General features: G+C 62.5%; 12 protein-coding genes and 1 pseudogene. 1 reads left to right on the top strand and 12 read right to left on the bottom strand.

Going from position 1 to position 14667, the window contains the following annotated elements; all coding sequences use genetic code 11:
• Positions 1-4: 4 nt before the first annotated feature.
• Genes IPP35_11610 through nadC form a run of 6 tightly spaced genes read right to left on the bottom strand, consistent with a single transcriptional unit; the run spans position 5 to position 5719 of the window.
• Complete coding sequence (locus IPP35_11610) at positions 5-562, bottom strand: NUDIX hydrolase (protein MBL0059722.1); 558 nt, start codon at positions 560-562, stop codon at positions 5-7.
• The gene (locus tag IPP35_11605; GenBank protein ID MBL0059721.1) at positions 559-1380 is read right to left on the bottom strand and encodes a hypothetical protein; all 822 of its coding nucleotides are present in this window, start codon (positions 1378-1380) and stop codon (positions 559-561) included. Before IPP35_11605 ends, IPP35_11610 begins: the two co-directional genes overlap by 4 nt.
• 9 nt (positions 1381-1389) lie before the next feature.
• The gene (gene mtnP, locus IPP35_11600; GenBank protein MBL0059720.1) at positions 1390-2280 is read right to left on the bottom strand and encodes an S-methyl-5'-thioadenosine phosphorylase; all 891 of its coding nucleotides are present in this window, start codon (positions 2278-2280) and stop codon (positions 1390-1392) included.
• A gap of 39 nt (positions 2281-2319) precedes the next feature.
• Positions 2320-3858, bottom strand: coding sequence for a response regulator (locus IPP35_11595; protein ID MBL0059719.1), 1539 nt, complete (start codon positions 3856-3858; stop codon positions 2320-2322).
• Positions 3855-4838, bottom strand: coding sequence for a biotin--[acetyl-CoA-carboxylase] ligase (locus IPP35_11590; GenBank protein ID MBL0059718.1), 984 nt, complete (start codon positions 4836-4838; stop codon positions 3855-3857). The genes IPP35_11595 and IPP35_11590 overlap by 4 nt, the downstream gene beginning before the upstream one ends.
• Positions 4835-5719 (bottom strand): carboxylating nicotinate-nucleotide diphosphorylase, encoded by an 885-nt coding sequence (gene nadC, locus IPP35_11585; protein ID MBL0059717.1) that lies wholly within the window; start codon positions 5717-5719, stop codon positions 4835-4837. The genes IPP35_11590 and nadC overlap by 4 nt, the downstream gene beginning before the upstream one ends.
• A gap of 103 nt (positions 5720-5822) precedes the next feature.
• On the opposite strand from nadC, the gene IPP35_11580 reads away from it, so the two are divergent.
• Positions 5823-7052 (top strand): GAF domain-containing protein, encoded by a 1230-nt coding sequence (locus IPP35_11580; GenBank protein ID MBL0059716.1) that lies wholly within the window; start codon positions 5823-5825, stop codon positions 7050-7052.
• A gap of 107 nt (positions 7053-7159) precedes the next feature.
• Here the strand turns inward: IPP35_11580 and uvrB are convergent.
• The 6 genes and pseudogenes from uvrB to IPP35_11550 all read right to left on the bottom strand — a co-directional run bounded on the left by uvrB (position 7160) and on the right by IPP35_11550 (position 14649).
• Positions 7160-9177: pseudogene (gene uvrB, locus IPP35_11575) on the bottom strand (excinuclease ABC subunit UvrB).
• A gap of 15 nt (positions 9178-9192) precedes the next feature.
• Positions 9193-9957, bottom strand: a complete 765-nt coding sequence (gene surE / locus IPP35_11570) for a 5'/3'-nucleotidase SurE (protein ID MBL0059715.1) — start codon at positions 9955-9957, stop codon at positions 9193-9195.
• Positions 9954-11048 (bottom strand): undecaprenyldiphospho-muramoylpentapeptide beta-N-acetylglucosaminyltransferase, encoded by a 1095-nt coding sequence (gene murG / locus IPP35_11565; protein MBL0059714.1) that lies wholly within the window; start codon positions 11046-11048, stop codon positions 9954-9956. The genes surE and murG overlap by 4 nt, the downstream gene beginning before the upstream one ends.
• Positions 11049-11056: 8 nt before the next feature.
• Complete coding sequence (gene ftsW / locus IPP35_11560) at positions 11057-12196, bottom strand: putative lipid II flippase FtsW (GenBank protein MBL0059713.1); 1140 nt, start codon at positions 12194-12196, stop codon at positions 11057-11059.
• Positions 12196-13329, bottom strand: a complete 1134-nt coding sequence (gene murD, locus IPP35_11555) for a UDP-N-acetylmuramoyl-L-alanine--D-glutamate ligase (GenBank protein ID MBL0059712.1) — start codon at positions 13327-13329, stop codon at positions 12196-12198. The genes ftsW and murD overlap by 1 nt, the downstream gene beginning before the upstream one ends.
• A 231-nt stretch (positions 13330-13560) precedes the next feature.
• Positions 13561-14649: a phospho-N-acetylmuramoyl-pentapeptide-transferase gene (locus tag IPP35_11550; GenBank protein ID MBL0059711.1), complete on the bottom strand. Its 1089-nt coding sequence runs from the start codon at positions 14647-14649 to the stop codon at positions 13561-13563.
• Positions 14650-14667: the final 18 nt, after the last annotated feature.

Raw genomic sequence — 14667 nt, 5'->3', positions numbered from 1 at the left:
GAAATCACCGCTTTCGGAGAACCCGGTCGAAAGCCAGGAGGCCGATAAGCGTTTTCGAATCTTTGAGGCGGCCCCGGCGGGCCAGCTCCAGGGCGCGGCTCAATGGCAGTCGGACCGGTTCAATGAATTCGTCCTCGTCCGGGGAAAAACGGCCCGGGGAGAGGCCCCTAGCCAGAAACAAATGGATCACCTCATCGGCGAAGGCGGGCGTGGGCCAGTAGGACAGCATTCGACTCACCGATCGGGCCCGAAAACCGGTTTCCTCCTCCAACTCCCGTCGAACGCAAACCCTCGGGGATTCCCCGGGGTCCAGTTTCCCGGCGGGGAGTTCCAAGGTGACCTCTTTGACCGGGTAGCGGTACTGACGAACGAACAGGATGTCGGGGTCCCTGGCGGTTCCCCCCGCGATGGCCACCACGGCCACGGCTCCCGGATGGCCCAGATATTCCCGCACGGAGGTGCCGCCGGAGGGCAAACGAACCGTGTCTGCCCAAAAGTCCACCGCCCGGCCGCGGTACACCCGCCGCCGGCGAACCGGCCGCTCCACCCAGCGGGAGGTCATTGGTGCTCGCTCACCTGCACGTGTTTTTTCATGGGGAGAGCCAAAGAGAGGGTTTCCAAAAATCCGGAGGCCAGGGCGCCCAGATAATAGATCCACCACTGATTCGGGATCCGGGCGAAGACGAACAAAAGGCCCACCGACAGCATGGAAAGCGCGAAGGCGAAGCAGGCAAACCCCAGGAAATAGAGTTTCACCGGCATGTTGTCGTACAACATCTTTTTTTCCACCGGGTAAGTGGCGGCGTGCCAAAAAACGATCGTGCCGGCCGCCAACACCAAAAGAATCGGATCTAAAACGCGCACCACGAAAAGGATGGGCATGAGCGCCCGCCGTCCCAGGTCGGGGTTCTTGAACCACAGGCCGTCATAGGCCGTCAGCCGGCCCACATGGAAAATCGGTTCCGATCCCCCAATGGCGAAGGTGTTCGCGATCACGAACACCAGCGCCAGGACGAAGCCGAAAATTCCCATGCCCCACACCAGTCGGCTGGGGATATTGTCGTGGCCGAAAACCAGGCTCAGGATCGCGAGGAACACTGCCGGGCCAAAAACCCCGATCATGCAGAATTCCCGGAGATTGTTAACGATAAGCGGCCAAGGATGAGGAAAAAGAATCTGGACAGGGCGCGTGGCCAGGTAAAGGCCGAGGAAAAAGAACCCCAGGTAGGCCCCTTTGTACGTCAGCTCGCCCGCGATCAAGGTCCGCAGGGGACCGATCCGTTTGACGTATTTCGCCATGGCGAAAAAGATCAGCCCGGCGATGACCGGCATGACGACGTTGGAAAACAGCGGAAAGAATTGGTGGAAATCCTTCAGCATGGCCGGGGACTAGGGGATCGGTGGAACGCGCCCGCGCAAAAGAAGATCGAGTTTTCGCCGCGTGGAAGGCTTCATCGCCTTCAGGTCGGTGAAGACGGCGTTCCGGAGAGCCGTGCCGCAGGCGCACGTCCGGGGGCCCGTCAATCGCGGCAAGAGAACCCGGAGGAGGTCCTTCACGTGGGCCACGTTGGCCTGCATGGTCGCCACGACCTTTTCGACGGACACTTCCTCCCCCTCTTTCCAGACGTCGTAATCGGTCACGAGAGAAACGGTGGCGTAACACATCTCGGCTTCCCGAGCCAGTTTGTATTCCGGGACCAGCGTCATGCCGACCACCGAAAAACCGTGGGCGCGGTTCACCTGGGATTCCGCTTTGGTCGAAAAACTGGGGCCTTCGATGCAGACGTCCTGGCCGCCCCCATGAACGGTGACCCCGAGTTCCCCGGCCACCTGAGCCAGGACCCCGCTGAGAGACGAACAGAAGGGCTGGTCCACTCCGATGTGAGCCACGATCCCGTCGCCGAAAAACGTCGTCGACCGAAGCTTGGTGCGGTCAAACACCTGATCGGGAACGACGAAATGCCGCGGCGCCAGTTCCTCCTTCAGGCTCCCCACGGCGCCGACGCCGATGACGCGTTCGACGCCTAGGGATTTCAAAGCGTAAATATTGGCGCGCGAGGGGACCTCGGTCGGGAGGTGCCGGTGGCCGCGGCCGTGGCGGGGAAGGAAGGCGCAACGAACCCCGGCCAGCCGGCCCACCACGAAAACGTCGGAGGGGTCCCCAAAGGGCGTTTTGACCCGGATTTCTTGGACGTCTTCAATTCCGGGGACATCGTAAAGCCCGCTCCCGCCGATGACGGCGAGGCGGACGGGTTCGGTGGAACGCTGGCGTTTCGGCAAAGGGCACCCCTCTCGCAGGAGAATCGAATGAGAGCGATTCTACAACTTCTGGGCGGACGACGGGAGGCGAAGGATTTCTCGGATTTTTTCCAATATTTCCGGGATGCGGAAGGGTTTCAGGAAAGAGTCGACCGCGCCCTGGGCCACGGCCTCCTGAGCCGCCTCGCGGTAACCCGTGACGACGAAAACGGGAATCCGGGCGGTCGCGGGGTCGGCCTTGAGGTGGCTCAACACTTCCAAGCCGTTCATGTCCGGCATCATGAGGTCCAGGACGATCAGGTCCGGGGGCCGGGCGCGGGCTTCTTCAAGGGCCGCCTGGCCGCTTTGACGCGTCACCAGGTGGACCGTTTCCGGCAGGGAAGCGAACCCCACCTCCATCAATTCGAGCATGTTGGGGTTGTCGTCGACCCACAGAACCAATTGATGATCCCGCGCGGGCACCGGAGGGGGAAAACCTTTCCTGGCCAGACACGCCAACGAGATATGAACGCACGTCCCCTGCCCGGAACCCGCCGATTCCACCCAGATCCGACCGCCGTGGCTTTCCACGACATGCTGGCAATAGGCCAACCCGAGACCCAAACCCCCGGTGGTCCGGGTGAGGCTGGGGTCGGCATGAAAAAATTTTTGGAACACGAACCCCAAGGCCTCTTTCGGAATTCCTTGGCCGGTGTCCTGGACGGAGAGGAGCGCCCCTTGGGGAGGCATGCCCTGAAGGGAAACCGTCACACCTCCTCCGGACGGCGTGAATTTCAGGGCGTTCAAGAGAAGTTGCTCCATGACTTTCCCCAGAGATTCCCCGTGCCCATGGACAAAAAACGGTTCGCCGGGAAGGAAGAGCGCCAGCTGGATCCCCTTTTTCTCGAACAACGGACGGAGAGAGGTGACGTGGCGATCAACGATTTCCGTGAGAGACACAGGCCGGAAATCCCCCTGCGCCCGCTCCAACATCGTGTCTTGCACGTCCAAGAGTTGATTGATCAGGCGCGCAAGGTTCTGAGATTGTTCGATCACTTTCCGCAGGCCATCAGCCTGTTTGTCCGCCACCGGCCCCATCCGTCCGGCCATAAGCAATTCGCTCAGTCCCAGGATGGAAGTGAGCGGCGTGCGAAGCTCATGGGAGATGGTGGCGAGGAAATCGTTTTTCATCTGGCCGATTTGATGGAGTTCGGCGTTCTCCCGTTTCAGTCGAAACGTCTCGGTGAGCCGCCCCAGAAAACCCCCGAGGTCCATGGTGGCGAAGTCCTCCTTCATCACATGGTCCAAAACGCCCCGCTTCATCGCCTCCACCGCAGGACGGGCCTCGTTTTCCGAGGACAGGGCCACCACCGGCAGGGGCAAGGAGGTCCGAGCGAGCCGGGCCAACAAATCCAAACCGCCGATGTCGGTCAGCCCCAGGTCCATAAACACCAGATCGAAGGGTTCGGCGTAAATGCGTTGCAAAAGTTCGGCTCCAGCCCCACAGGATTCAACGGTGACCGTCCAGGCCGTCAGTTCCGCCATGCGCCGGGCGAAGAGTTTCACAAAAGCCGGATCTTGGTCGGCGATCAGAAGGCGGAGCGGAACGGAAGAACTCATGGGAAAGACCTCGGTCGGCCATGCCTCTGTTCGGGGCGAATCAAGGAAACCTCGCCCGCCCCACAGGTCGTTTCCCCCCGCGCCGAGGTCAGTCGCAACCGGCCTTCCCGGTCGATCCCAATCACGCGGCCCTCGCACCGGCCCGAAGGCCCCTCAAAGAACACCCGCTCGCCCTGGAGCACCGACCATCGTTCGAACGCCGGCCGAAATGGAGAGAATCCCGCACGGACGAACCGGGAGTAGGACCGGGAAAAGCGGGACAACCAATCTCCCAACAGTTCTTCAAGGACCACCGGCCCCGTCCACTGGGCGACCGCCCCCGCGGGAACCGGCAGGCCTCCGGGAAGAGAAGAGGGAGGCCGGTTGTTGACATTCACCCCCGCGCCGAGGACCACCCACTGCACGCGGTCGGTCTCGGCGGACATTTCGGTCAAGAATCCGGCTATTTTTTTTCCGTCGGCCCAAACGTCGTTGGGCCACTTGACGCCAGCGGGTACGCCCCGCGCCCGCAAGACCTCCACCCACGACAAGGCGGCCACCAAAGGGAGAGGCGGAACGCGGTCCGGGCGAACCGCAGGGCGAAGAACGAGCGAAAACCAGAGACCCCCCGCCGGTGAAGACCAGCGGCGCCCCATCCGGCCCCGACCGGCGGTTTGCCGGTCGGCGATGACGAGGGTCCCTTCGGCCGCGCCGCGGACGGCGCCGGCCTTGGCCGTGTCCTGAGTGGAAGCGAGGACTCGGCGATGAATCACGTCTCGCGCCAGGGGCCCCTGCAACACGGAGGCGTCCAGGCGACCCGTGGACCCGGACCACCGGTAGCCCACCCGGTGGGTCCCCGAAATACGGTGTCCCGAAACCCGAAGCTTTTCGATCCGTTTATGGACGGCGGCCCGCGTCACTCCGAGCGAGTCGGCCAGGGCGCTCCCGGAAAGCGGTCCGTCGGCCGCCCGCAGGCGCGCAAGAAGGGAATCGGTTCTCATTGAACCTCCACGTCCAAGCTCATGTCCAGGGCGGGAGCGGAATGGGTGAGCCGACCCACGGAAACACGGTCCACCCCCGTCCGGGCCAAACGTGGAATGGCCGCCAGCGTCACGCCTCCGGAAACTTCCAGAAGAGGGGGCGCGCCGGGATGACGGGCGGCTTCGGCTCTCACCCAACGAACAAAAGCCGGAAGGTCCCGGAGGGGAATGTTGTCCAGGAGCAAAAGATCGGCGCCCGCCTCTAAAGCCCACCGGACTTCGTCCCGGTTCCGACATTCCATTTCCACCAGACGACGGGACCGATTTTTACCCGCGCCGCCGGAACCCCTCGCCCGGCGAACCCGGCGAACGAGGTCCGCGCGGCCGGAAGGGCCTTTGAAAAATTCGAGGTGGTTTTCTTTGATCAGAACCATGTCCGAAAGGTCGCGGCGATGGTTTTGGCCGCCCCCCATTCGCACCGCGTATTTTTCCAGATCCCGCAGGCCGGGCAAGGTCTTCCGCGTTTCGAGAATCGCCGGCCCTTGGGGCCCGGCCGCTTGGACGAAACGACGGGTCAAGGTCGCGACGCCGGACAGGTGCGTCAAGAAATTGAGGGCGGAGCGTTCCGCCGAGAGAAGCGCGCGGAGCGGGCCGCTAGCCTCCAGCACCGCTTGGCCGACCGAGACCTCGCTCCCGTCCGGCGCCAAGGACCGGGCGCGAACGGTCGGGTGCATCTCACGAAAAACAGCGAGGGCCACGGGCCCCCCCGCGAGGACCCCCGCCTCCTTCACCACCACCCGGGCCCGGCCCCGGGCGTCGGGGGGAACGAACCCTTTTGAGGTGACGTCCCGCCGGGCTCGGTCTTCGGCCAGGGCCCGCCGCGCTTCTCGTCGGAAATTCATAGGACCATTCTAGCTCTGCACGCCGAGCCTGTCAAAGGCCCCGCGCCATGGGGTCGTAGGCCCCCCCTGGAAATTTGCAGAAACCTCTGGTAGGCTTAGAGCCATGCACCCCGCCCCCGCCCCTCGGCCGTTCCCGCCGGACCCCTTGCCGGAGGAGCGGAACGACGCGAAAGTGGAAATGGAGGAATTGAGCGAGTGGCGCCGTCGGCTGAACCTCCTGCTCGACTACACGCGCCGCATGTCGCTCCGGAAAGACCTGGAATCTCTCCTGAGTTTGGTGGTGGAGGCCGCGCGGGAAATCCTTCAAGCGGAACGGTGCACGGTTTTCCTATTGGATAAAAAAAATAACGAGCTTTGGTCGAGGGTCGCCACCGGAGAACGGACGATCCGCGTCCCCGCCCACCGCGGGATCGTGGGGGAAACCATCTCCCATCGCCGGGTGATCAACATCACCGACGCCTACGCCGATGACCGATTCAACCCCGACGTCGACCGAACGACCGGGTTTCGCACCCAAACCTTGCTGACCGCCCCCCTTATTAAAACCCAAGGGGATGTCCTGGGCGCCCTGCAGGTGTTGAACAAGACGGGGGGATCGTTTCTCCCGGACGATGAGAAAATGCTGGTCCTCTTCGCCGAACAAGCGGCCGCGGCCGTGGAGAACGCCCAGCTTTATGATGAACTTCAGGCCGCCTACAAAGACACGATTTTTCGTTTGGCTGCGGCGGCCGAATTCAAAGACCACGACACCCGCAATCACCTGGAACGTGTCAGCCGCTACGCCGCGCTGATCGCCGAAGAACGGGGGATGCCGGAAGATTGGTGCGCCCGCCTGGCCCTGGCCAGCCCCATGCACGACATCGGGAAGCTGGGGGTCCCCGACGCTATTCTAAAAAAGCCCGGACGACTGACTGAAGAAGAATGGGTGGACATGCGCCGGCACCCTCTCTTCGGCGGCGATATCCTGGCCAACTCCGAAAATGAACTTCTCCGGATGTCGGAACGCGTCGCCCGTGGCCACCACGAAAAGTGGGACGGAACCGGCTATCCTTTGGGAATTTCGGGTGAAGCGATCCCGTTGGAGGCGCGCATCGTGGCCCTGGCCGACGTCTTTGACGCCCTCACGTCCCGCCGCTGTTACAAACCGGCTTTTTCTTTGGACGACACGACCAAAATCATCGACGAAGGGGCCGGAAAGCATTTCGATCCCCAACTCGTTGAGGCCTTCCGAAACATCTTCCCCAAAATAGTCGAAGTCATGGAACGCTTCGCTGACAACCCCGTGGAAACCCCACCCGCGCCCGGCCCTCAGACGGTTTCCATACCGTCCTGACCCCCTCCCAACAATCCGGTTTCGCCTGATTTTTTTGAATCCCCTCCCCTTCCCAAGGGGAGGGTGAGGGAGGAACCTCCCCCTCCTTACGGAAGGGCGACAACCGATCACCTTTTCTTTTTCTTCCCCGGGGTCTGAATTCCGGAACGCATGTCCTTGATTTCCAAGAGCTTGTCCCGAAATAAAGCGGCCAGTTCGAAATCCAAGGCGTCGGCAGCTTCTTTCATTTGGGTTTCGAGACTCCGGACGAGGCCCGGCAGGTCTTTCCCGGACAAATAACGCTCCCCGGCCTCGCGAAAGAGCAGAGGGAGCCCTTCGACCTTGGCCTTCAGCTGGAATTCCTCCAGATCGTGTATGGCCGAGAGGATGGTTTTAGGCGTCACATGGTGGCGGCGATTGAACTCCTCCTGCTTTTTTCGCCGGCGGTCCATTTCGTCCATGGCCCGGCGCATGGATCCCGTCACCCGGTCGGCATAAAATACCACTTGGCCATGGACGTTCCGGGCCGCCCGGCCGCAGACTTGAATGAGCGTCGTCTCCGAACGCAGGAAACCCTCCTTGTCGGCGTCCAAAACCGCCACGAGCGAGACCTCCGGGAGGTCGAGACCTTCCCGTAAGAGGTTGATCCCGACGAGAACATCAAAAGTCCCCTTCCGCAGATCCTTTAAGATTTCCACCCGTTTAAGCGTTTCGATGTCTGAATGGAGGTAACGGACCCGAAGTCCCCGGCCGCCCAAATACGTCGCCAGGTCCTCCGCCATTTTTTTGGTGAGCGTGGTCACTAACGCCCGCTCTTGGTTTCCCACGCGCTCCTGGATCCGCGCCACCAGGTCCTCCACCTGGCCCAGGGAAGGACGGAGCACCACCTCGGGATCCACCAGACCCGTGGGCCGAATCACCTGTTCCACCACCGCCCCCCCGGTCTTGCCCAACTCGTAGGGGCCGGGGTGGCGGACACATAAATCGCCTGGGGAACCAGCGCCTCGAACTCGGGAAACTTCAGCGGCCGGTTGTCCAGCGCGGAGGGGAGACGGAACCCGTAGTCGGCCAAGGTCTGTTTCCGGGAACGGTCGCCCTCGAACATCCCGCCGATCTGCGGCACGGTGACGTGGGATTCGTCCACGACCAACAAAAAATCTTTCGGGAAATAATCGAAGAGGCAAGCCGGGCGTTCCCCCGCCGGGCGGCCGGACAAATGGCGGGAATAGTTTTCGATGCCGTGGCAAAACCCCAGCTCTTTCATCATTTCCATGTCGAAACGCGTTCGCTGTTCCAGGCGTTGGGCTTCCAACAATTTATTCTGGCCCCGGAGGACCCCCAGACGCTCGGCGAGTTCGGCTCGAATGTCCCCGAGCGCGCGTTCAATGATATCGGACGTCGTCACGAAATGTTTGGCGGGGTAAATGAACGTTCGGTCCTTTTCCTGGATCGTGCGTCCCGTGAGGGGATCGATCTCCCTCAAACGGGAGACCCGATCGCCGTCCAGTTCGACCCGGAGAGCCGTTTCAAGGTAAGCGGGAAAAATATCGACGACGTCGCCTTTGACCCGAAATTTCCCCCGAACGAATGAGATTTCGTTCCTCTCGTATTGGATGTCGACCAGTTCGCGAAGGAGGTCTTCCCGGTTTTTGGGCGCGCCCCGCTCCAGGGAAACGCACATTTCTTTGTACTCGCGGGGGCTCCCCAACCCGTAGATGCACGACACCGAGGCCACCACCACCACGTCCCGCCGTTCGAGGAGCGAGGAGGTGGCCTTTAACCGCAAACGGTCGATCTCGTCGTTGATGGACGAGTCCTTCTCGATGTAGGTGTCGCTCGAGGGGACGTAGGCCTCCGGCTGGTAGTAATCGTAGTAGGAGATGAAGTATTCCACGGCGTTTTTGGGGAAGAAGGCCTTCAGCTCCGAGTAGAGCTGGGCGGCCAATATTTTGTTGGGAGAGATGACCAGGGTCGGGCGGTTGACCTGGGCGATGACGTTGGCCGCAGTGAAGGTCTTCCCGCTCCCCGTGACGCCCAGGAGGACCTGGTGCGGCAGGCCCGCCCTCAGGCCCTCGGTCAGCTGGCGAATCGCGTCGGGCTGGTCCCCGGCGGGTTTAAAACTGGAAACGATTTCGAAACGGTCCACGGGGGAAACGCCCGATCACTTCGGCCATTTCCATCGTCGGAGGTCCGGAAGAAAGACCTCATCGGTCAAATAGAGTTTGAGGGGCGTGACGGAGATTTTCCCTTCCTCGATGGCGGCGATGTCGGAACCGGGTTCGCCGACCCCCCGGGGCACGGCCCCGGCCATCCAGTAATAGGTCAGCCCCCGCGGGTCCACCCGGGGGGACAGGGCCCGGCCATAAATTCGCTTCCCCAAGGTGGTGACGGCGACCCCCTGGATATTTCCCCAGGATCGGTTGGGCACGTTCACGTTCAGGCAGGTGTTCTTCGGGATGGAACGAGCCAACAACTGCCGAGCCAAAAAAACGCTGAACCGGGTGGCGGTGGCGAAGTGAGGATTTTCTTCCTTCGTCGCGACCGACACCGCCAGCGCGGGGATGCCCAGCATGCAGGCTTCCTTGGCGGCGCCCACGGTTCCGGAATACATGGTGTCCGCCCCCAGGTTGGCCCCGTGGTTGATGCCGGAGACCACCAGGTCCGCCCGTTCCTTCAACATCGCGATGACCCCGAACCGCGTGCAGTCCGCGGGGGTTCCGTTCATGATGTAGAGGTTTTCTTCCAGCTTCCGAACCCGGATCGGTTTGTGCAGAGTGATGGCATGGCTGGCCGCGGATCGTTCCCGTTCCGGAACCACGATCGTCACCCGCCCCAGGACCCCCAGGGCCTTGGCCAGGGGTTTCAGGCCCTCGCCGTAAATCCCGTCATCGTTTACCACCAGAATATTTTTTTGAGCTCGTTTCATTCTCCCCCCTCCACCACCCAATCGGCCAATCGCCCGGCGGCCGTCCGCATTTCCGGAGGAACGCGGGACAACCGCTCTTTTGTTTCACGACGAAGGATTTCCCGCTCCGGCAAAGACCCTAAAAGTTCCGTCAATTTTCCCACGTCCATCTCCCTCTCCAAAAGAACGCGGGCTTGGCCCGTTTTTTCAAGGAAACGGGCGTTGGACCGCTGGTGATCGTCCGTGGCGTGGGGGAACGGGACCAGAAGGGCGGCCCGACCCATCAGAGAAAGCTCCATGACGGTGTTGGCCCCCGCCCTCGCCACAACGAAATCCGCCGCCGAATAGGCCGCCGCCATATCGGCAAAATAGGCGCGAACGAAGGCCCTCCGCGAAGTCCCCGCGTACACCGTTCGGGCTTTCTCTTCGTCGGCGGCCCCCGTGAGATGGATGAACTGCCAATCGGGCCGCTCCCGGGCCAGTCGGGGGATGGCGTCCAGAATTCCCGCGTTCAAAGCCCGGGCGCCCTGGCTTCCCCCGAACACGAGCAGGGTAAAAGCGTTGGGATCCAGCCCCAAAGAGCGGCGGGCCTCCGCCGGGTCCCGCGGCTCCAAGTCGGGGCGGAGAGGAAGGCCCGTCCAAACCGTGCGGCCGACGCGAGGGGAGAGGCCCGTGGTCGGATCGAAACTGAGACCGACGGTCCGCGCCCAACGGGAAAGGAATCGATTGGCCAGTCCTGCGTGGGTGTTCTGCTCATGCAGGACCATGGGCACTCGGCGGAGAACCGCCGCGAGGCCCGCCGGAACGGAAAGATACCCTCCCATTCCGAGAAAAACGTCCGGCGCCTCCCGCCTCACGATCCGGCGCGCCGCCAGCAAAGCCGCCCCGGCCGCGAAAGGGAAAAGAGCCGCCCGCGGCGACAAAGTCCGCGGAAAGCCCTCGAAGTGGAAGGCCGAGGAAGGAAAACCCTCCCGGGCCAGGAAGGACTGGGAATCCCGGTCTTTCTTGACGACAAAATGAACCCGGTGATTCCGCTCGCGAAGCGCCTTGGCCACCGCCAATCCCGGCAAAAGATGGCCCCCCGTTCCCCCCGCCGCGATCAGAACGCGCATGGAAAAAGTCAGGCTCTCCGTCGGGACGGGCCCGCCAGGATCACCGGCGTCCCGCACTGGCGGGAAACGTTCAAGACCAGGCCGATGGCCGTCAGAAGGACCAAGGCCGAGGAACCGCCGAAGGAAAGAAACGGGAGCGGAATCCCCTTGGTCGGGAGGAGCCCGGTCACGACGCCCAAATTGACCAGCACCTGTCCCCCCAACATCAGGCCCACCCCCCCGGCCAGAAGCGCATGGAACCAATGCACCGCGCGAAAAGCGATTCGAAAACAGGCAAAGCTCAAGTAGAAGTAGCCCGCCGTCAGGAGCGACGTGCCGACGAAACCGAATTCTTCCCCAAAGATCGGAAAGATGAAATCGGTTTGGGACTCCGGCATATAGTACATCTTGATGGTGGATTCCCCCACGCCTTTACCCCACACTCCCCCGGACCCGATCGCCAGGAGAGATTGGACCAATTGATAGCCGGTCCCCTGGGCGTTCTTCCAGGGATCCATGAAGGCCAAGAGACGCTGGCGACGATAGGCCACGTGGAAAACGGCCCCGTAAAGGACGGGGAGGGCGGCCAGCGCGGTGGCGGCCAGGTGGGCCGGACGCGCCCCCGCGAGAAAAATCATGCCCAAGGCCACGGAGCCGATGAGCAGAGGCGTCCCGAGATCGCGTTCCAGAACGATAAGACCGAGGACCACGCCCGTCACCAGGAGGGCGGGAACGTATCCTCCCAAAAACCGGCTCAGGCGGCTCTGCTTGCGGTCCAGGTAGTCCGCCAAGGCGAGGATGACCGCAAGCTTGGCGATTTCCGACGGTTGGAACCCAAAACCTCCGATGCGGAGCCAGCGTTTGGCGCCGCCCACTTCGTGCCCGGCGAGCAAGACCAAGACGAGAAGGATCACCGTCCCCACCAAGAGCGGCCGGGCTCCCGCTTGAACCCAGCGAAGCGGGAACCGCATGGAGACCCCCAGCGCCACCGCCCCCAAGACGCTCCACAGGACCTGTCGCTTTAAAAAATAATATTGGTCCCCGAAACGGCTCTCGGCCACGAGCGCGCTGGCGGAATAGAGCACGAGCCAGCCGAACACCACCAGAGTGGCCGTGATAAGCAAAAGGCCCAGGTCGGGAGGCCGCCGGGTTTTATCGAGGGAAGCCATCAGAGGGCGGCCACGAGCTCTTTGAACCGCCGCCCGCGATGTTCGAAGTTATCAAATTGATCAAAGGAGGCGCAGGCCGGCGAGAGGAGGACGTCTTCTCCCGAACGAGCCGTCCGCGCGACGTGGGACAGGGCCCGGTCGAGCGTTCCGCAACGGACCAAAGGCGCGCTCCCACCCAGCTGGCGCTCAATCACGGAGGAGGCTTCTCCGATCAAAAGGACTTCGCGGGCCTTTTTTCGGAGCAGTGGGATCAGCGGACCGTAGGGCGCGCCCTTGTCCTCTCCGCCCAGGATCACGGTGAGGGGACCGGAAAGAGCTTCCAGCGCGACCCGGGTGGAATCCACATTGGTGGCTTTGGAATCGTTCACGAAACGGATTCCCCTCCAGGTGCGGACGATTTCCAGCCGATGCTCGACGCCGCGGAATCGGGCCAAACCCTGAGCGATGGCGTCCGTGGGAACACCCAACGCTCGCGCGCAGGCCACGGCCGCCAACGCGTTGTCGATGTTGTGCCGCCCGGGAAGGTGCCGTGGGGCCGCCCACCGGCCGGAAAGTCCACGCAGGTAATGGCCGTCCCATTCCAAACCCGGCCCCGGACGTTTCTCCCCAAACCAAACCACCTGTCCCGGAGCCGACGAGGAGAGGAGCCGACACCAACGGTCGCCGGCGTTCAGGACGGCCATGTCGCGGGGCCCCTGGGATTGAAAAAGTCGGAACTTGGCCCGGGCGTAGGCTTCGAGGGTTCCATGACGGGCCAAATGGTCCGGCGTCACGTTCAGAACGGTGCCGACGGCCGGCCGAAACGCCTCGGCCGTTTCCAACTGGTAGCTGGAAACCTCCAGCGCCAGGGCGCTCGCCTCCGTCAGTCGCTCGGCTACGGCGCAAAGGGGCGTGCCGATGTTCCCCGCCACCACCGTCGAACGGCCGGAAGCGCGAAAGATCGCCCCCAACAACGCCGTGGTCGTCGTCTTTCCGTTGGTCCCCGTGACGGCGGCGGACCACGCCGGCCATCGGCCCGCCAGAGACAAGACCCGATATCCCAGTTCCATTTCCCCCCAAACCGTGAGGCCCCTTTGGCGCGCCGACGACCAGACCGACGAGGGAACCCCGGGCTGACGACCACCAGATCCCAGGACCGGTTCAGAAACCCATGGGCCCCGGTTTCAATTTCCACCCCGGGGGGCAAATCCCGGATCCACGCCCGGCTTTCCGTCTCCGATTTTTTTTCCGACACGGCCACGCGGGAACCCAATTTGGACAGGAGGGAAGCGGCGGCCAACCCCGATTTTCCGAGGCCCAGGATGAGGACGCGCCGACCCGCCCACCAACCGCGGAGGAGAGGATGTTGGGTCAGCGGAAACACGTTATCGGATCTTTAACGACGTGAGGGCCACCAACGACAGAACCATGGCCACGATCCAGAAGCGAATCGTGACTTTGGTTTCGGGCATCCCCCCGACTTCGAAATGGTGATGCAAGGGCGCCATGCGAAAAATCCGCCGCCCTTTCCGCAACCGAACCGATCCCACTTGAAGCAAAACGGAAAGGGCCTCCAGGACAAAGATTCCACCGATGATCACCAAGAGGAGTTCCTGTTTCACGCTCAGCGCGACCACCCCCAACGCTCCCCCAAGCGGAAGCGACCCCGTGTCCCCCATGAACACTTCGGCCGGCGGGGCGTTGAACCAAAGGAACCCCAGACAGGCCCCGCCCATGGCCGCCAGAAACACGGTCAGTTCTCCCGCGCCGGGCACATGAACCAACCTCAAATAGTCCGCCAATTTGGCGTTGCCCGCCAAATAGGAAAACAGACTGAACGACAGGGCGCTCACGAGCAGGGTGCCGGGCGCCAGTCCGTCCAATCCGTCGGTCAGGTTGACGGCGTTCGACGATCCCACCAGGACCATGAGAGAGAGCGCCACGGAGAGACCGCCGAGGTTAATCGAAACGCCTTTCAGATAGGGGATGGAAATCCTCTGGGCGAAAGCCCCGTTCGGGGGATCGAAATAAAAATAGCACCCGATGGCGAGGCCCAGCAACACCTGGGAGGCCATCTTGACGTTTTCCGAAAGCCCGCCGGCGGGATGTTTGCTTAACCATTTACGGTAGTCATCAATGAACCCGATCACCCCCAGGTAGAGGAGACTGGCCAAGACGAGGAGGACGAAACGGTTGTCCGGCCGTGCCCAGAGGAGAGTGGCCACGAGGATGGCCCCCAGGATCAGGAGACCGCCCATGGTCGGCGTTCCCGCTTTCTTGAGGTGGGACTGGGGCCCGTATTCCCGAATGAACTGCTCCATCTTCAACCGTCGGAGATAACCGATCAGCGGGCCCCCGAACAGAAGACACAACCCCAGGGCCGTCAGGAAAGCTCCGCCGGACCGGAAGGTTATGTATTGAAAAACGTTTAGCGGGGAGTAGAGGTCCCGCCAGGTGGAAAGAAAATAGAGCATGCGACCTCCTTAAATAGA

It is taken from the genome of Elusimicrobiota bacterium (assembly GCA_016721625.1).
Taxonomy (GTDB): Bacteria; Elusimicrobiota; Elusimicrobia; order FEN-1173; family FEN-1173; genus JADKHR01.
This window is presented reverse-complemented; position numbering and strand designations above follow the sequence as displayed.

What these genes read in the sequence shown, in the direction of transcription:
- IPP35_11610 (MBL0059722.1), bottom strand. Translation starts at nt 562, where the DNA reads ATGACCTCCCGCTGGGTGGAGCGGCCGGTTCGCCGGCGGCGGGTGTAC.
- IPP35_11605 (MBL0059721.1), bottom strand. Translation starts at nt 1,380, where the DNA reads ATGCTGAAGGATTTCCACCAATTCTTTCCGCTGTTTTCCAACGTCGTC.
- IPP35_11595 (MBL0059719.1), bottom strand. Translation starts at nt 3,858, where the DNA reads ATGAGTTCTTCCGTTCCGCTCCGCCTTCTGATCGCCGACCAAGATCCG.
- IPP35_11590 (MBL0059718.1), bottom strand. Translation starts at nt 4,838, where the DNA reads ATGAGAACCGATTCCCTTCTTGCGCGCCTGCGGGCGGCCGACGGACCG.
- nadC (MBL0059717.1), bottom strand. Translation starts at nt 5,719, where the DNA reads ATGAATTTCCGACGAGAAGCGCGGCGGGCCCTGGCCGAAGACCGAGCC.
- IPP35_11580 (MBL0059716.1), top strand. Translation starts at nt 5,823, where the DNA reads ATGCACCCCGCCCCCGCCCCTCGGCCGTTCCCGCCGGACCCCTTGCCG.
- surE (MBL0059715.1), bottom strand. Translation starts at nt 9,957, where the DNA reads ATGAAACGAGCTCAAAAAAATATTCTGGTGGTAAACGATGACGGGATT.
- murG (MBL0059714.1), bottom strand. Translation starts at nt 11,048, where the DNA reads ATGCGCGTTCTGATCGCGGCGGGGGGAACGGGGGGCCATCTTTTGCCG.
- ftsW (MBL0059713.1), bottom strand. Translation starts at nt 12,196, where the DNA reads ATGGCTTCCCTCGATAAAACCCGGCGGCCTCCCGACCTGGGCCTTTTG.
- IPP35_11550 (MBL0059711.1), bottom strand. Translation starts at nt 14,649, where the DNA reads ATGCTCTATTTTCTTTCCACCTGGCGGGACCTCTACTCCCCGCTAAAC.